Consider the following 17,605-nt stretch of genomic DNA (forward strand, 5'->3'; position numbering starts at 1 on the left):
CGTCTTCGATATGGTATTTCGGCGTGTTAGGTGCAACTTTACACAGCTGTGGTACTTCCAGAGACATACGATCGATATCTTTTAACGTGAAATCGATCTCTGCTTCCTGAGCAATTGCCAGCAAGTGCAGGATAGTGTTAGTGGAACCGCCCATAGCGATATCCAGCGTGATCGCGTTTTCAAAGGCTTTAAAGCCAACAGAACGCGGCAGTACGCCTTCATCTTCCTGTTCGTAGTACTTCTTCGTCATCTCAACGATGGTACGACCGGCACGCAGGAACAACTGTTCGCGGTCGGCGTGAGTCGCAACAACTGTACCGTTGCCCGGCAGCGCCAGACCCAGCGCTTCCGCCAGACAGTTCATGGAGTTCGCGGTGAACATACCGGAGCAGGAACCACAGGTCGGGCATGCGGAACGTTCAACTTCGTCAACCAGTTCGTCGGAGGCGTTTGGATCAACGGCCAGTACCATCGCATCGACCAGATCCAGCTTGTGCTCGGACAGTTTGGTTTTGCCGGCTTCCATTGGGCCGCCAGAAACGAAAATAACCGGGATATTCAGGCGCATCGCCGCCATCAGCATCCCCGGTGTGATTTTGTCACAGTTGGAGATGCAGACCAGAGCGTCAGCACAGTGGGCGTTAACCATGTACTCAACGGAGTCGGCGATAATGTCACGGGAAGGCAGGGAGTAGAGCATTCCGTCGTGACCCATTGCGATGCCGTCGTCGACAGCAATGGTATTAAATTCTTTAGCGACACCACCCGCTTTCTCAATTTCACGTGCGACCAGCTGGCCCATGTCCTTCAGATGGACGTGGCCTGGTACGAACTGGGTGAAAGAGTTGGCAACGGCGATGATCGGTTTATGAAAGTCATCGTCCTTCATACCGGTAGCACGCCACAGAGCACGGGCGCCCGCCATGTTGCGACCTGCAGTGGAGGTCTTGGAGCGATATTGAGGCATGAAAAGATCCTTCAGGCTTAATTCTTGGATGTCATTGGATCGGCCAGTATATCAGAACTGATGAATATCTGACCTCTCCAGAGTGTCCTACACTGTAAGACTGTATCTCATATGACTTAATTTCATGGAATGGAGGTAGGTTATGCTGATTGGCATCCCCAAAGAGATCAAAGTGCATGAATATCGGGTGGGGTTGACCCCAGCGGGTGTGCACGACCTTATCAATCAAGGGCATCAGGTTCTGGTTGAACGGTTTGCGGGCATGGGCGTTGGCTATGTAGACGACGACTACGCCAAAGTGGGGGCTTCAGTGGTGGGAACTGCTGAGGAGGTGTACCTCAATTCCGAAATGATTATCAAAGTGAAGGAACCGCAGCCTCGCGAGTGCAGTATGCTCTCCGAAGGACAGCTGCTTTTTGCCTATCTGCATCTGGCGGCCGATCAACAACAGACCGAAGCGCTGATGAGATCCGGCTGTACAGCCCTTGCATTTGAAACGGTCACATCCCCCAGCGGTGGCCTGCCGCTACTGGCACCGATGAGTGAAGTCGCAGGGCGTATGTCGGTTCAGGCAGGGGCACACTGTTTGGAAAAAGCGCAGGGTGGCAAAGGTATCCTGCTGGGAGGGGTGCCCGGCGTGTTGCCAGCCAAAGTGGTGGTGCTTGGTGGCGGTGTGGTAGGTGAGAATGCAGCCCGCATGGCGTTGGGGCTGGGGGCTCAGGTCACAATTATTGATCGCTCGATCCCTCGCCTGAAACAGCTGGATACGCAGTTCGGTGGTTGCTTACAAACGCTCTATTCCACACAAGACAATATAGAAAATGCAGTGTTAGCAGCAGATCTGATCGTGGGTGCTGTGCTGATACCGGGCGCGGCGGCCCCCAAACTGGTGACCCGCGATATGGTTTCGGCGATGAAGCCTGGCACCGTGATGGTGGATGTGGCGATTGATCAGGGCGGTTGTTTTGAAACCAGCCGGCCCACGACCCATCAGGAACCTATCTACGAAGTGGATCATGTGGTGCATTACTGTGTGGCCAACATGCCCGGTGCTGTAGCTCGTACGTCCGCACTGGCACTGGAAAATGCGACACTGCCTTACGTTCTTGCTTTGGCGACTAAAGGTTGGCGACAGGCTTTGTGGGACGATCCGTACTTGGCCAATGGGCTGAATATCCATAATGGTCAGATCACCTGTCCCGGTGTGGCGGATGCGTTTAATCTGCCCCTCATACCAATGGAGCAGGTGCTCGAGAATAATCGGACTTGATTGCTGGCGGTTGATCGGGGAGTCTATGGCAACCTTGTATAGGGAGACCAAGATGTCCTCAATTGATAAGAAAAAACTTCGCTCCGATATTTGGATGCAGCGTCTGATGAAAACCGGGATTCCGGTGGCGATTGTCAGTGTTTTGAGCCTGTGGTTAGGTTGGTGGTTGCAAGAGCCCGCATTGGGTCAGGTATTTATTGTGACGGCGGGGATTGCTCTAGTCATCGGCCTGATCTACAACGTACGTTTTGTCATCCTGTCTGTGCGCCAGCTCAAAGATAAAGAAAACGACAGCAAATGAGTGCAGAAGCGCTGATCGATCGCTACGGAGCGCTGGCTGAACTGGATGCCGAAGGGCGTGAACTGCTCTTACAGGCACGCCGGGTTGAGTTGCCTGCTGACACGGTGATCTTTCGTCACGGCGACAGCTGTGATCATTTTGTGATGCTGGTGTCGGGGCGTATTAAGGTGATGACGCGTTCGGCAGCCGGTCGGGAGTTACTGCTTTATCGCATTGATCAGCTCGGCACCTGTGTTCTGACCACCTCATGTTTACTCGGGCACCAGAATTACCCCGCGGAAGGCATCGCTGAGACCGATGTGGTGGCTTATCTGCTGCCGCGATCAGCCTTTCAACAGGCAGTGGATAATTCCCCTGCGCTGCGCACCTTTATTTTTGACTCGTACGCCGAACGGCTGGCCGGATTGATTCACCTGGTGCAGGCGGTTTCCTTTGAAAACATCGAACAGCGTTTATCTGCACATCTGTTGCAACGGGCAGATGAGGAGGGAGTCGTGCGTGAGTCGCATCAGTCGATAGCGGATGAACTGGGTACCGCCCGCGAAGTGATCAGTCGCAAACTGCAGCTACTGGCTCAAAAAAATATTCTGGTTTTAGGACGTGGGCGAGTCACTCTGCTTGATCCTGATGCACTGCAATATCCTCAATGTGACTAAAGTCACAGATAGCGAGCTCCTTGGACGAGATACTGAATGCAACTTCATGTTTATCCGTCCGGGAGAGCGTTATGGAAAAGAATATAGGTAGTTTGGATAAAGCGATTCGTGTGCTGGTGGGCCTCGTTCTGTTGGCGCTGGTATTTGTGGGTCCGCAGTCCGTTTGGGGCTGGGTCGGGTTGCCGGTCATCCTGATCGCTTTGTTTGGTTGGTGCCCGCTGTACAAAATATTGGGTGTGAGTACCTGTAAACGCTGCAATAACTGACCCACACGGGTTATCTCCTTTCTTACGACGCAACGCCGCTTCTTTAAGCGGCGTTTTTTTTCAGTTCAGTAAAGATTCATCCGTTGACCCCTACTCTGTAGTCATTCTTACAACGAACCTGCTAAGCAGATAGGAGTGACGTGATGAAAAAACTGATACTGACCGCCCTGCTCAGCGTGGGTGTGATAGCAACCCAGGCGGAAGCACGCAGCTGGGATAAGGGACATCCAAAACATAAGGACTATGCCCGCGTTGTGCATGTAGAGCCCATCTACCATCGGATTGAACGCACTATTCCCCGCGAAACTTGCTGGAATGAGCGTGTACAGGTGCAGCGGCCACACCGTTATCGCAACGACTCTTATACGGACGAAATACTGGGTGGCATCATTGGTGGTGCTATTGGTAACGCCGTGGGGCATAACAAATCGAATAAAAAGGTTCAGGCCGCCATCGGCGCTGCGTTGGGTGCGTCAATTGCGCACGATATGAATCGCCCCCGTCACCGTGATTACGGTGTAAGCTACCGGGATGAGCAGCGTTGTGCGGTCGAACATGATGTGGAGTATCATGAAGAGGTTTCTGGATATAACGTCACGTACCGCTATCACGGACGGGAATATCAAACCCGGACACGGCGGCATCCGGGTAAACGCATCAGAGTGCAGGTTGATGTTCGGCCGGTACACTGAGGTTAATGTTTAAGGGGTTGGGAATGTACAAACGGATTGCCACAACGACGGCAAAAGCAGGCGGTGTATTAGGTTTATCGCTGATGCTGATGTTCAGTCCGGCTATATCTGCCGCGCCGGTAACCAGCCCAGCGGTCAGTATGTTACTGGCCCAAAATTCGATCAGCCTGCAGCAGGCGGTCGCCCGTGTTAAGGAAAAATATGGCGGGCGGGTTTTGAAAGCCGAACCCGTCACAGTTAAAGGTCGGGCCGGGTATCGCATCCGGGTTATGAGTAACGGACGTATTCGTGAATTTCTTGTGGATGCGTCCAGTGGAAAGTTGATGCGACCCTGATCAGCCCGAAAGAGGAAGGTGCAATGAAACTGCTTGTTGTTGAAGATGAACCGGATCTGCGTCGTCAGCTGGTCAAGGCGATGGAAGGTCGTGGTTACACCGTTGAAGATTGTGAAGATGGCGAAGAGGCGCTTTATCTGGGGCGCGAATATCCATACGATCTGGCGATTGTCGATCTGGGCTTACCTAAGCTGTCGGGCGTTGATGTGATTAAACGCTGGCGTGCCGAAGAAAAGCGTTTTCCTATCATTATTCTGACCGCCCGTGGCGACTGGCAGGATAAGGTGGAAGGACTGGAAGCGGGGGCGGATGACTATCTGGTTAAGCCGTTTCATATGGAAGAGCTGGCAGCACGTCTGAATGCACTGCTACGTCGTACCGCGGGTCACGCCAAGCCTGAATTTGAATTCGGTCCACTGCGCATCGATACCACGGGTCGTGTGGTTTACCGTAACGATGAGCCGGTGTCACTTACCAGCTACGAATATAAAACGTTCGAATATTTAGTCCTGCACGCGGGTAAAACCGTGTCTAAGACGGAGCTGACTGAACACTTGTACCATCAGGATTATGACCGCGACAGCAACGTACTGGAGGTGTTTATTCGCCGCCTGCGTCAGAAGCTGGACCCGGATCAGGATATACAGCCGATCACGACCGTACGTGGTATGGGCTATCGGTTTGATTTGAAACCGGTGCAAAAAGACTGATGACTGCCGCTTGGCCCTTTCGCTTGTCCTTGTTGCGTTCGATTCAGGGCCGATTGCTGGTGGCATCGGCTCTGATTCTGCCCATCGTCATGTTGCTGGCAGGGCTGGCGCTAAAAAATGCCTATTACAGCAGTCAGGAAGTGGCCGTGAAAGAGCGGCTGCAGTTACAGGTTTATCTCCTTTTGGGCAGTATCGAGCTGGGTGATCAGCTGGCGGTGCTGCCACAATCTCTTCAGGAACCCCGTTATGCCCAGATTGGTTCGGGTTTATACGGCGTTATCCACAACGGTAGCGGACGACTGTTATGGCGATCGGAGTCGTCACGGTTGTTGCCCGAAAGCCAGGTCAGTGCCAATTTCCAGTTGCCTACTGTATTAACGGCAGGCGCATCCACGTTTGATCATTTGCCCGAAGCGGGTATGTTTCGTTATCGCTTTAGTGTGATTTGGGAGCTTAATGGCAAAGAGATGCCGTTGCAGTTCACGGTCATGGAAGCGGATCAACCCGTATTGAAGGCGTCTGCGGCTTATTCCAGGCAGTTGGTGTTCTGGCTGGCGGCGGTGTTGGTGGTCGCACTTCTGGCGCAGGTATTGATTATGCGCTGGGGTATCCATCCTCTAAAAGGTCTGGCGCGGGATCTGAAAATGATTGAGCAGGGGGATGCCGATCGCCTGTCCGGGCGATACCCCAGTGAAGTTCAGCCGGTGACCGATAACCTTAATCGCCTGATCGACAGCGAACGTCAGCAACGGGAGCGGTATCGCAATACACTCGGGGATCTGGCGCACAGTCTGAAAACGCCGCTTGCTGTGATGCGTGGTGCAGGGGAGGAGCGGTTACCTCTAAACGAATATGGATCGGTTGTTGATGAGCAGGTCCAGCGTATGGATCAGATCGTCCAGTATCAGTTGGCGCGTGCAGTCAAATCTCAAGGTGCAGGTCTGGCTCAGGCGGTATCAGTCAAAGCCGTTGTGGATAGAATGCTGGGTGCACTGGATAAAGTGTATCGGGATAAAGGCGTGTGTTCGGATGCGCAGGTTAGCGAAACGCTGGGTTTTGCCGGTGATGAGCGTGATCTGATGGAAGTACTGGGTAACTTGTTAGAGAACGCCTACAAATATGGTCATAGCCAGTTGAGAATCACTGGAACGCTAGTGCAGGAAAGCCTGTATCTGGAGATCGCGGACGATGGACCCGGTGTTAATCCAGAAGCGCGGCAGGTGATTCTGGAACGTGGTGCGCGTCTGGATACCTCTATTCAGGGACAAGGTATTGGGCTTTCAGTGGCCGCGGATATTGTAAGCTCGTACGATGGACGCTTAGAAGTTGCAGAATCAGATTTGGGCGGTGCGCTGTTTAAAGTGACGCTGCCGGGTGGCAGCGTCTGATCCTTCTTTTGGGTGTATTCAGTGTGATTGCTTGGCATCCTCTAGCATCTGTACACGACGCTCTGTGGCGGGATGGGAGCTGAACCAATCCGGTATATTGCTGCGCTTGATGTTGTTTTCCAGCTGTGTCAGCAACGTCGCCAGGTGTTTCACGTCCATATTTTCCTGTCGCATATAGTCGATGGCAAACTGATCGGCTTCTTCTTCAAAACGTCGTGAGTAACTCTTTTCGACCAGTAAGGTTGGCAAGGCCGCGAGTACGGTGGTTGCGGCACTCATATCTCCGGTCACCGCCGTGATAATCAGCGGATAGGTACTACTTTGTAAAATCATTCTCAGGCTGTGCCGGTGTTCCACATGGCCAACCTCATGGGCCAATACCCCCTGAATCCCTTGAGGGTGATCGGCGAGTTCGATCAGCTGGTCGGTAATCAGAATGTCCCCTGACGGCAGCGCCAGTGCATTCGGGCCCATGATGCCGCCGTCACGGAAATGCAGCCGATAATTGAAAGCGGACGTCTGGCTTTCGGCGATCTGCCGGAACTGTTGGCGAATAGCCTGCTGTTGCCCCTCAGGTAATTGACTGTCGCTGAACAGCCCCGACTGATCCAATACTGCCAGCGTTTCCGCTCCCAGCTCCTGCGTGATGCTAATGGGCAGGCGTTGTGCCACCTGATCGGCGATAGCCGGTAAACCGGCGGCCACAAACCACCAGATCATCAGTCCGGTGATCACGACAGCGGCTAAGGCATAACGCAATTTGCTTTCCAGTGTGTGGATCAGGCCCGCGCGTTTGTGGGCTTCAGGATTAAACTGCTCACAGAGTTGATCAATCAGGTCGTTTTGGCTGGATTCCAGTCGACTGCCATCAGGCAGATCGAGAAAACGTGGTGTATTACCGATACGCGGGCTGACCTTCAGCTGCTGCCATTGCCATTGCAGGTCATTCGGTAATTTGAAGTAGCCGGACGAGCCAATCTCCAGCACACAGGCCGTGCGTCTGGAGGTCTGCCCGTCGTAAAAATAGGCCTCGAGTTGCATTAGACACCAAACTCCAAATCCAGTGTCTCACCCAACTCTTCACCGAAGGCGTTCTGCTGGTCCTGCTGTGCCTGTACAAACTGCTCCAGATCACCCTGTATCAGCGCAGAGGTGCAAGTAGCCCGGTAGTTGGCGCTACGGATCATAGCCCAGGGAGTTGCCAGTCCCAGCGTGAATACAATGGCAAAGGTATTACTGATAAATATCCATAGGTAGGCCAGCGTTCTCATACGGCTTTCAAAGCGGTGTTCGCCCAGATGCAGGTTATTCAGTGTCAGGTTCACCACATTCACTTTGATGTAGGCATATACCAGATAATAGAATGGCAGGACCACCAGTGGTAGCAGCGGTGTGAGTGTGGGGGCTGCAGTCTGTACCAAAAAGAATAAAACACCGGTCGAGATCATCAGAAACAGGGCTGACAGGTAGATGGAATAGAACGCACCCGCTTTAAATTCTGCAGACATTTGGGTGTCACCAAAACGGCTGTGGTTTGCCAGCCACCGTTGCTGTCGACACACGGCGTAGGGATAGAGTAATCCGGCGGTGAACGCACTGCCAACGGGCAGTAAGACATAGGCGATCAGCGCCTGCACATAGCCGCCATCAAAGCCAAAGCGGATGTTACGGTAACGGGTATTAAAGTGTCGGAACATCATGGAGCGAACGATAATCCAGGGCAGCACCGCGGCGAATAGCAGCATCATCGGAAGGGCTGCGAGGGGGAAAAAATTAGTAATGACCTGGTAGAGTATAAACAGACCGAATGCGATCAGGCGTCCTTTGAGAATCTGCATCGGCAGGGCGGTATACTCGAAACTGGAACCGCCTAGGGTGGTATGTCCGTAGAAGTATTGATGCGTGCGGACTTTGGCCCAGGCTGAGTAAATACCCAGTGTCAGAATGGTCAGGCAGAGGTTGACGATCCAGATACGGAAGAATTCACCGGCTTTGCCGTGAAACTGAAAATCGAGTACCTGAGGCTTCTGTATAGCGAGCTTGGGCTGAACAGGCTTGTTCATGGTTGATATTCCTTAATCAGTCAGAAGAGGCCCCATCCCGAGGCCGTCATTAAATCGGATCAAAACAGCGCTCGGTTTCAAAGTAGTTTGGCAAAGACTTTGGAATTCCGCTGCAAATTGTAGAGTGACTTTTTCTCGGTTGGCAGAGAGCCTACCGGCACCTCTTTGAATCCACGTTCCACAAACCAGTGTGCGGTGCGGGTCGTCAGTACAAACAGCTGCTCCAGCCCCTGCAGGCGTGCCTGTTTTTCCACCGCTTGCAGCAACATATCGCCGCGATCTCCGCCCCGGTACTCCGATGAGATCGCCACGCAGGCCAGTTCGCCGGTTTTTTCCTCCGCGAAGGGATAGAGCGCAGCGCAGCCGATAATCGCACCATCACGTTCCACCAATGTGAAACGTTCGATTTCGCTCTCCAGCAACTCGCGGGAGCGACGCACCAGAATACCCTGCTCCTCCATCGGCTGGATCATCTCCAGCAGACCGCCAACATCTTCAATGCTGGCCTGACGAATTTGCTCGTAGGACTCCTGCAGCACCATCGTGCCGGAGCCTTCACGGGTGAATAGTTCGGTGATCAGCGCGCCATCTTCCTGGTAGCTGATCAGATGACAGCGATTCACACCTTCACGACAGGCTTGTACCGAGGCCAGTAAGTTACGTGACAACTCCGTATGGGGTTTATCGCTTTGCTCCAGCCCTGCCAGATAGCTGCTCACCAGCCGTTCGGCTTTCCGCGTGAGGACTTCACTGCGCAGTTGCTGTTTGCTGTCGAGTACCCCTTTGTCCGCGCCAAACAGCAGTAGCTTGTCGGCGTTAAGCGATACGGCGGTGCGGGTGGCTACATCTTCTACGGCAAGGTTAAAAATTTCGCCGGTCGGTGAGTAACCCAGGTGAGATAGCAGGACGATATTGCCCTGATCCAGATGTTGATTGATCGCTTCGCTGTCGACCCGGCGAACCTCACCGGTATGTCCCAGATCCACGCCGTCATCAACGCCGACCGGACGCGCAGTCACAAAGTTGCCCGACACAACACGGATACGGGCACCGTGCATGGGGGTGTTGGACAAGCCCATCGACAGCCGTGCTTCTATCTCGGTGCGCACCGAGGCCGCGGCCTCAATCACACAGCGCAGCGTCTCAGCATCGGTGACGCGGCGGTGATGATGCAGTTGTGGTTTCAGCCCTTGTTGGGCCAGACGGGTCTCAATTTGTGGACGCGAGCCGTGCACTAACACCAGTCTTACGCCGAGACTATTCAGCAGCGCAATGTCATGGACGATGTGGTCGAAGTTGGGGCTGGCCACGGCTTCGCCACCCAGCATCAGCACAAAGGTTTTACCCCGATGTGTATTGATGTACGGCGATGAGTGGCGGAACCAGTTAACGTATTGTTTTATATCGTTTATCACAGGCAGTACTTGGCGATCATTTGCTCTAATATCGCAACTGTAGGCTTAATCTGGTCAAAAGCCAAATACTCGTCTGGTTGGTGTGCCTGATCAATTGATCCAGGTCCCATGACAATCGTATCCATGCCCAGATCTTGAAGGAACGGTGCTTCAGTGCCAAATGCCACACTTTGGGCCGTATAGCCCGTGAGCTTTTCGGCAGTTTGTACCAGTTCAGAGCTGGCGTCATTCTGAAACGGCGGAATGCCCGGGAACAGTGATTCAGAGGTGATCTGTACGCCGAACTCCTGTTCCAGCGGTTTAACGCGCTGCGCGACCGTTTCACGTAAATTATTGAGGTTCATGCCCGGCAGTGGGCGCAGATCGTATTCGAGATCACAGTGGCCGCAGATCCGGTTAGGGTTATCTCCGCCGTGCACACAGCCCAGATTCAGCGTCGGTACGCTAACGGTAAAGTTGCTGTTGCTGTAGTCCCGCTGAAGTTCCTGACGAAAGTCGATCAGCTTGCCCAATACAGAGTGCATCGCTTCCAGCGCGTTGGCGCCCAGAGAGGGATCAGAAGAATGACCTGCGCTGCCTTTGATGCGAATGCTCTCCATCATCATGCCTTTGTGCATGTACACCGGACGCAATCCTGTTGGCTCACCGATGACTGCATAGCGCGCTTTCGGTTTGCCGGCTTCTGCCAGCGCACGTGCGCCGTTCATCGAACTTTCTTCATCCGCCGTGGCGAGAATAATCAGCGGTTGCTGCAGAGGCTGTTCGAGGAATTTTTTCGCCGCGGTAATTGCCAGTGGGAAAAAACCTTTCATGTCGCAGGTACCCAGCCCGTAGAACCGATTATCTTTTTCGGTCAATCGGAACGGATTACTGGCCCAGAGTTCATCGTTGTAAGGCACTGTATCGGTATGGCCTGACAGGACCAGTCCCCCCGGACCACTGCCCAGTGTGGCGATCAGGTTCGCTTTATTGGGCGCCCCCGGAATGGGCATGACTTCGGTTTTGAAGCCCAGATTGGATAACCAGGTTTCCAGCTTTTCGATGACGTCGAGGTTGCTTTGATCAAGGCTGGGGTTGGTACAGCTGACCGATGGACTGGCAATCAGTTCGGCAAGCATCGTAACAATATCGGGGCATTGATGGTTGGACATGGAGTCTCCGTTCTTCTTGTTATATGACCATCCCCATGACAGCAAACATGGGTGGGCGTCCGTATGGAATACCTTATTGTGCAACCATCAGGGACGAGGGTCTACGCTGGTCGGTGAAAAGTCTTAGATTCGTGTGCGGAGAGCGACAGGAAAGAAAAAGGATTTGAGGAGGCAGAAGGGAAGTTTGAAGAAGGGAAAACCTAAAGGAGCAGACGGCACTCGGTACCGTCTGCTCAACGGGGTATTAGCTAAACATGCCTTTGAACATAAAGAAGAACATGATTGCCAGACCCGCACCCGCAGGCAGGGTTACAACCCAGGATACGAAAATCGTGCCGACGACACGCAGGTTCAGTGCAGCCATACCACGCGCGATACCTACACCCAGTACAGCGCCGACCAGAGTGTGAGTCGTGGAGATCGGCAGACCGGTGCCAGATGCCACAACCACAGTCGTTGCAGCGGCCAGCGTTGCAGCAAAGCCACGGCTTGGTGTCAGCTCGGTAATGTTGTTACCAACAGTTGCGATAACTTTATGGCCGTACGTCACCAGACCGGCAACGATACCTGCGCCACCCAGCAGCAAAATCCATGCTGGCATGGCGGACTTCTGCAGCACTTCACCGCCAGCAGATACAACACCGACAATCGCAGCCAGAGGACCTACAGCGTTCGCAACATCGTTAGAACCGTGGGCGAAAGCCATTGCACACGCGGTGAACATCATCAGGATGCCGAACAGTTTCTCAACACTGGAGAAATGGTATTCTCGATCCGCATCCGCATTGGGCTGGATCTTCTTCAGCATCATGGTGCCGATAAACATGGTGAAGAGACCAAATACGATGGAGATAAGTGCACTCTGACCCCAGCTCAGATCAAGCCCAACGTGCTTCAGACCTTTAGTAAAGGTCACCATCGCGATGATAAAGCCCACCATGAAGATGTAGAACGGGATATATTTCTTCGCGTTCTTAAATGGATCTTCGGTGTCGAGTATCAGCTTCTGCACCGTTCGGAAGAGGAAGAACGATATGACCCCGGCGGTCAGAGGAGAGACCACCCAGCTCGCAACGATCTTAGCGACTTTGCCCCAGTTAACCGCATCAGCAGAAATCCCCACGGCTGCAAAGCCTACAATCGCGCCGACAATCGTATGTGTCGTAGAGACCGGCCAGCCAAAGTAAGTCGCGACGAGCAGCCATGTACCCGCTGCCAGCAATGCCGCCATCATACCGAAGACCAGTAGTTCAGGTGTACCGGAGAGCAGTGCGGGGTCGATAATCCCTTTACGAATGGTGGCGGTTACTGCACCACCTGCCAGGTATGCACCGGCGAATTCGAACATGATGGCGATGATAATCGCCTGTTTCAGGGTCAGTGCTTTAGAACCAACCGAGGTGCCCATGGCGTTTGCGACGTCGTTTGCGCCAACACCCCAAGCCATGAAGAAACCAAAAATACACGCAAGGATGACAATCGTGTCACCATACTGAGCGATGATATCCATGAGGAATAATCCTGAAAAAACTTAAGAATTAACGAGCCATCAGCAGCTGTAAACGGCTGCCAACCTGCTGCGCGCGATCCGCCAGATCACCGATCCAGTTAATGATCTGATACAGGAACATCACATCAATCGGGTTCATATCTTTTTCGATCTGGAACAGTTCGAAACGGATGCCGCGTTCCAGTTCATCGGTGCGGTGCTCCAGATCATCCAGTTCACCGATCATCTTCTCGACCAGATCGACTTCATGACCACTGAAACCACTGGTCAGCAGTTCATCCAGTTCATTCAGAGCAACCAGTGCTTTTTCCGACGTACTGAGGGCTGCGCGGACGAAATCAGTCATGTGGGGTTGAATCGGTTCCGGTATTGCCATCTGGCGACCGAGCATCAGGCCCGCAATATCCTTGGCACGGTTCGCGATCTTGTCCTGCATGCGCAGCAGTTCCAGCAGGTCCGTACGGGGTACCGGCAGGAAGATGCTCTTAGGCAGGTGTTGGCGAACCTCCTTTTTCATTACATCAGCTTCGCCTTCCAACGTTGCGATACGGTGCTGTACCTGAGAAGCAGTTTCCCAGTCATCAGCTTTTACCGCTTCGAAAAATGGAATTAGCTCTGAGGCACATTCCTGTGCTTTTGCAATGTGTTCCTGCATCGGCTTAAACGGCGAGCGCGCAAACATCTGCAAGATCGGATTATTGGTTACCATGGGCGTTAACCTGTGAGTGTAAAATTTGCGCGCCAGTATAAAGTGGCCTGTCATATGTTTGTAGTTGTATATACACGAAATATTCATGAAATTGACATCAAACTGACGCAAATCGAATTTGGACCCAAGACTGGGTTAGACTGTCGCCTGAAGTAGAAGGAAACTGTGGGTTATGGCGAAAGAAATCGAGTTAAAACTGAGTGTCAGTCGACACCACATTGAGTCTCTGAAGCAGCAGCCGTTGTTTCAGTCTCCGCAGGTGATAGATCAGGGCGCTAAGGCGTTGAAAAATATCTATTTTGACACGCCGGAACAGGATCTGACGCGGGAGCGGGTAGCACTGCGCATCCGTGAGAAAGAGGGCCGCTATATCCAGACGCTGAAAACCAGTGGTAAGGCTGAAGGTGGTTTGCATCAGCGCGCTGAGTGGGAGTGGTATGTTGATCAGCCTGAACTGGACTTTGAACTGCTGAAGCAAACCGAATGGCCAGCTGCGTTAAACGATCCGGCATTACTGGCGCGGATCAAGCCGGTCTTTGCCACGGACTTTATGCGTAATACCTGGCTGTATGATGGTGTTGGTGATGATGGTGAGCGTTTACTGATCGAGATTGCACTGGATCGCGGCCAGGCATGGATCGGGCAGGGTGAAGAGCGCAAACACGACGAAATCTGTGAGCTTGAGCTGGAATTGATGGCGGGCAGCCCAGCAGGCCTGTTTCAGGTTGCGCTGGAGCTGGGGCAGCAGATTCCACTGCTGAGTTCTGATGTCAGCAAAGCACAGCGCGGGTATCGACTCTGCGCGCCTGAGAGTTATCAGGTGCGTGAGCCTGAACAGAGCTTTGTCGAAGATGCGACGCTGGAGCTGGCGTTCTGTCAGATGTTGCAGCGTGAACTGATGCTCTGGCCGCAGTATCTGGAAGCCTGGCAGTTTACCCGTGACTGGCAGTATGTGACGTTGGCGCTGGAGTCATTGCGCAACATCGGTGGGCTGTACGAAAGCTTCAGCGATATCATTCCGGCTGACCCTGAAGGTGATCTGGACCCGTTGCTGACAAAGCTGATTCGCCAGTTACGCGATGTGGATGCTTGGCATCGTACTGCGGGTCTGATGAACGGCAATGGTCAGGCGTGGCAGCAGGAAGCGCAGAAAAAAGCGGAAGATCGTATGGAGGTGCTGTTACAGACCGTGGGTCTGGGGCAGATCGCCCTGCAGATCGGTTTGCAGCTGGTTTCATTGAGTTGGCGAACACGCTGGAGTGAGGAACACCAGCAGCGTGCGCAACGAAGATTGAATCTGGCGTGACAAAGCTCATGACCTCAGCTGTAGAGATTTGATAGGCTGGGGTCATGTCCGGTGAGCATTTTGGTTGTATCGCCTGCCGGTACAGCTGAACTCGCCGGGCTTTGATCTGATATGGCCCGGTTTGGACTCTTTTGGGAGAGCAAACGGACCATGTACACAGCGCTAACCGATACGGTAACCGAGTCACTACACCCCCTGCTGGAGCAAAACTGGCAGCGTTTTGAAGACAAACTTAACGCAGTAGAAGGGGTATCCCCCGAACTTTTGACTGAGCTGACGCGTGTGAGCGTAGGCAGTGATTTTGTATCTGAGCAACTCAGTCGCTCTCCCGTCCTGTTACAGGACCTGCTCACCAGCGGTGATTTGCACCGCAGTTACGAGCCTGACTATTACGAAACTGCGCTGACACAGCGTTTATCCGACATTGACGCCGAAAACGATCTGCATCGTGAGTTGCGTTTGTTCCGTAACCGCGAACAGGTACGCATTATCTGGCGTGATCTGACCCGCCGCGCGGATATGCGTGAAACCACCCGTGACCTGTCTTTGATGGCAGACGCCTGTATCGATGGTGCGTTGAACTGGTTATATGATTCGGCGTGTGAACGCTGGGGCACACCTTATGGTATCGGCGAGAGCGGTGAAAAAGAGCAACAACGCCTGGTTGTGATGGGTATGGGTAAGCTGGGCGCGAATGAACTCAATCTGAGCTCCGATATCGATCTGATCTTCTCGTTCCCGGAAAACGGTCAGACGGATGGCGAGAAAAAGTGCCTGGAGAATCAGGACTTCTTTATCCGCGTAGGCAAAAAACTGATTCAGGCGCTGGATAATATGACCGTGGATGGTTTTGTATTCCGCGTTGATATGCGTTTGCGTCCGTTTGGGTCGGCGTCTCCGCTGGCAGCCAGCTTTGATGCGATGGAGCTGTACTATCAGGAACAGGGGCGTGACTGGGAACGCTACGCCATGATTAAGGCGCGTATCGTTGCCGGTGACAAAAAGGCCGGGGCGCAGTTGATGCAGCGCTTGCGCCCCTTTGTTTATCGCAAATATATCGACTTCAGTGCGTTTGAGTCTCTGCGTGAAATGAAGGAGATGATCAACCGCGAAGTTCGTCGTAAAGGGCGGGAGCAAAATGTAAAACTCGGCTCAGGCGGTATTCGCGAAGTTGAGTTTATCGCACAGGCGTTCCAGCTGATCCGCGGTGGTCGTGATAGCCGTCTGCAGCAACGCGAACTCTGTAACATCCTGCCACTGTTACCTGATTCCGTTGGTATGCCACAGGAAGCGGTAGATGACCTGCTGAATGCCTATGAGTTCCTGCGCAATGCCGAGCACGCGATTCAGGCAGTGGCGGACAGGCAGACACAGGAGCTGCCGATGGATGACAAGGAGCAGCTGCGTCTGGCGTACAGCATGGGTTTTGAGCAGTGGGATGCGTTCTATGATCAGCTGGAAGCTCATCGTGCCAATGTGCGCCGTCATTTTGCGGATGTTATTGCGCCTGCAGAAGAGCAGGAAGAGGGGCAGACGGAAAATGCCGCAGAGGAGTGGCTGGAGCTGTGGGACGGCGCTCTGAATCAGGAACAAGGGATTATCTTCCTTGCAGAAAAGGGCTATGACAACGCTGAGGCGGCCTATAAGCAGCTGGTGGATCTGTATCGGTCACGTACCGTGCAGATGCTTCAGCAGATCGGTATGGAGCGTCTGAGAGCCGTATTGCCTACCTTGCTGGCAGAGGTGTCGCGTACCGATAATGCGACAGAAACCTTATCACGCGTCCTGACATTGGTGAGCGCGGTACTGCGCCGGTCTGCCTATCTGGTGCTGCTGGCGGAAAATCCGGGCGCACTGAAGCAGTTGGTCCGTCTGTGCTCTGCCAGTGAGTGGTTCTCTGAAAAATTGGCGAAACAGCCGATTCTGTTGGACGAGTTGATCGATCAGCGGACGTTGTACACGCCGCCGGATAAAGGCCAGATCAGCAATGAGTTGCGTCAGCAGCTGTTGCGCATCCCGGAAGAAGACACCGAGCAGTTGATGGAAGCGCTGCGTTATTTCAAGAATGCGGTGACACTGCGTGTAGCGGCTTCTGAGATCACCGGCGCGCTGCCATTGATGAAAGTCAGCGATTACCTGACCTGGACCGCAGAGGCCGTGTTGAACGTGGTGCTGGAGATCGCCTGGCGCAATCTGTCAGAAAAGCATGGCGTGCCGATGAAGTCTCCGGGTGTGCCGTGTGATCCGAACTTCATCGTGGTGGGGTACGGCAAAGTCGGGGGAATTGAGTTGTCCTACGGCTCGGATCTGGATTTGGTGTTTGTGCACAATGCAGATCCTAACCTGTTCACTGATGGTGGCAAACAGATCGCTAACTCCGTGTTCTTCACCCGTCTGGGGCAGCGTATCATTCATATTCTGAACACCTTTACCCCGTCCGGGCAGTTGTACGAAGTGGATATGCGTTTACGTCCGTCCGGTAACTCCGGCCTGCTGGTGAGCTCGTTGAAGGCGTTCACGGAGTATCAGAAGAAAGAAGCGTGGACCTGGGAGCATCAGGCGTTGGTACGTGCCCGTGTTGTCGCCGGAGACCCAACGTTACAGCGCGAGTTTGAAGCGGTGCGTGCTGAGATTCTTGAATCGCAGCGTGAAAGTGGCGCGCTGAAAACGGAAGTGGTCGAGATGCGCCAGAAGATGCGCGACCACTTGGGTAGCAAGAATACGCAGAACACCGAGAAGCCGGTGTTCCATCTGAAGCAGGATCGCGGTGGGATTGTGGATATCGAGTTTATGACGCAATTCAATGTGCTGGCCTATGCCCATGAGCATCCTTCGCTGACGGAGTTCACCGACAATATCCGTATCC

The 17,605-nt window shown here is 53.4% G+C and carries 17 protein-coding genes; 10 read left to right on the plus strand and 7 right to left on the minus strand.

Features of this window, described 5'->3' with window-relative positions:
• On the minus strand, window positions 1-967 hold a 967-nt coding region (locus tag ABYW01_RS02780; protein ID WP_372831025.1), incomplete at its 3' end, for a dihydroxy-acid dehydratase.
• Between the two features lie 142 nt (window positions 968-1,109).
• On the opposite strand from ABYW01_RS02780, the gene ald reads away from it, so the two are divergent.
• The 8 genes from ald (at window position 1,110) to ABYW01_RS02820 (ending at window position 6,585) form a co-directional block, all read left to right on the plus strand.
• On the plus strand, window positions 1,110-2,237 hold the full coding sequence (gene ald / locus ABYW01_RS02785) for an alanine dehydrogenase (protein WP_372831026.1): 1,128 nt from the start codon (window positions 1,110-1,112) through the stop codon (window positions 2,235-2,237).
• Between the two features lie 52 nt (window positions 2,238-2,289).
• A complete protein-coding gene (locus ABYW01_RS02790) occupies window positions 2,290-2,538 on the plus strand; it encodes a hypothetical protein (RefSeq protein ID WP_372831027.1) in 249 nt (82 codons plus the stop codon).
• The gene (locus ABYW01_RS02795; protein ID WP_372831028.1) at window positions 2,535-3,194 is read left to right on the plus strand and encodes a Crp/Fnr family transcriptional regulator; all 660 of its coding nucleotides are present in this window, start codon (window positions 2,535-2,537) and stop codon (window positions 3,192-3,194) included. Before ABYW01_RS02790 ends, ABYW01_RS02795 begins: the two co-directional genes overlap by 4 nt.
• A 71-nt stretch (window positions 3,195-3,265) precedes the next feature.
• Window positions 3,266-3,460, plus strand: coding sequence for a DUF2892 domain-containing protein (locus ABYW01_RS02800; protein ID WP_193951318.1), 195 nt, complete (start codon window positions 3,266-3,268; stop codon window positions 3,458-3,460).
• A gap of 143 nt (window positions 3,461-3,603) precedes the next feature.
• Window positions 3,604-4,152 carry a glycine zipper 2TM domain-containing protein gene (locus ABYW01_RS02805; protein WP_372831029.1) on the plus strand — a complete coding sequence of 183 codons (549 nt, stop codon included), beginning with the start codon at window positions 3,604-3,606 and terminating at the stop codon, window positions 4,150-4,152.
• A 23-nt stretch (window positions 4,153-4,175) separates the two neighbouring features.
• Entirely contained in the window at window positions 4,176-4,487 is a 312-nt protein-coding gene (locus ABYW01_RS02810; RefSeq protein WP_372831030.1) for a PepSY domain-containing protein, read from the plus strand.
• A gap of 23 nt (window positions 4,488-4,510) precedes the next feature.
• Window positions 4,511-5,197 (plus strand): response regulator transcription factor, encoded by a 687-nt coding sequence (locus ABYW01_RS02815; protein ID WP_193951321.1) that lies wholly within the window; start codon window positions 4,511-4,513, stop codon window positions 5,195-5,197.
• Window positions 5,197-6,585 (plus strand): ATP-binding protein, encoded by a 1,389-nt coding sequence (locus ABYW01_RS02820; RefSeq protein WP_372831031.1) that lies wholly within the window; start codon window positions 5,197-5,199, stop codon window positions 6,583-6,585. Before ABYW01_RS02815 ends, ABYW01_RS02820 begins: the two co-directional genes overlap by 1 nt.
• Before the next feature lie 18 nt (window positions 6,586-6,603).
• Here the strand turns inward: ABYW01_RS02820 and ABYW01_RS02825 are convergent, their stop codons facing one another.
• The 6 genes from ABYW01_RS02825 to ABYW01_RS02850 all read right to left on the minus strand — a co-directional run bounded on the left by ABYW01_RS02825 (window position 6,604) and on the right by ABYW01_RS02850 (window position 13,433).
• Window positions 6,604-7,626 carry a M48 family metallopeptidase gene (locus ABYW01_RS02825; RefSeq protein WP_372831032.1) on the minus strand — a complete coding sequence of 341 codons (1,023 nt, stop codon included), beginning with the start codon at window positions 7,624-7,626 and terminating at the stop codon, window positions 6,604-6,606.
• Complete coding sequence (locus ABYW01_RS02830; RefSeq protein WP_372831033.1) at window positions 7,626-8,648, minus strand: YjgN family protein; 1,023 nt, start codon at window positions 8,646-8,648, stop codon at window positions 7,626-7,628. Before ABYW01_RS02830 ends, ABYW01_RS02825 begins: the two co-directional genes overlap by 1 nt.
• Window positions 8,649-8,725: 77 nt before the next feature.
• The gene (gene argA / locus ABYW01_RS02835; RefSeq protein ID WP_372831034.1) at window positions 8,726-10,063 is read right to left on the minus strand and encodes an amino-acid N-acetyltransferase; all 1,338 of its coding nucleotides are present in this window, start codon (window positions 10,061-10,063) and stop codon (window positions 8,726-8,728) included.
• The gene (gene argE, locus ABYW01_RS02840) at window positions 10,060-11,214 is read right to left on the minus strand and encodes an acetylornithine deacetylase (RefSeq protein WP_372831035.1); all 1,155 of its coding nucleotides are present in this window, start codon (window positions 11,212-11,214) and stop codon (window positions 10,060-10,062) included. The genes argA and argE overlap by 4 nt, the downstream gene beginning before the upstream one ends.
• 244 nt (window positions 11,215-11,458) lie before the next feature.
• On the minus strand, window positions 11,459-12,724 hold the full coding sequence (locus ABYW01_RS02845; RefSeq protein ID WP_372831036.1) for an inorganic phosphate transporter: 1,266 nt from the start codon (window positions 12,722-12,724) through the stop codon (window positions 11,459-11,461).
• Between the two features lie 28 nt (window positions 12,725-12,752).
• A complete protein-coding gene (locus tag ABYW01_RS02850) occupies window positions 12,753-13,433 on the minus strand; it encodes a TIGR00153 family protein (RefSeq protein WP_372831037.1) in 681 nt (226 codons plus the stop codon).
• 172 nt (window positions 13,434-13,605) lie between these two features.
• Here ABYW01_RS02850 and ABYW01_RS02855 point away from each other — a divergent pair, with 172 nt between their 5' ends.
• A complete protein-coding gene (locus tag ABYW01_RS02855) occupies window positions 13,606-14,739 on the plus strand; it encodes an inorganic triphosphatase (protein WP_372831038.1) in 1,134 nt (377 codons plus the stop codon).
• Between the two features lie 150 nt (window positions 14,740-14,889).
• On the plus strand, window positions 14,890-17,605 hold a 2,716-nt coding region (gene glnE, locus ABYW01_RS02860), incomplete at its 3' end, for a bifunctional [glutamate--ammonia ligase]-adenylyl-L-tyrosine phosphorylase/[glutamate--ammonia-ligase] adenylyltransferase (protein ID WP_372831039.1).

The organism is Pontibacterium sp. (genome assembly GCF_041587635.1).
In the GTDB taxonomy this organism is placed as follows: Bacteria; Pseudomonadota; Gammaproteobacteria; order Pseudomonadales; family Balneatricaceae; genus Pontibacterium.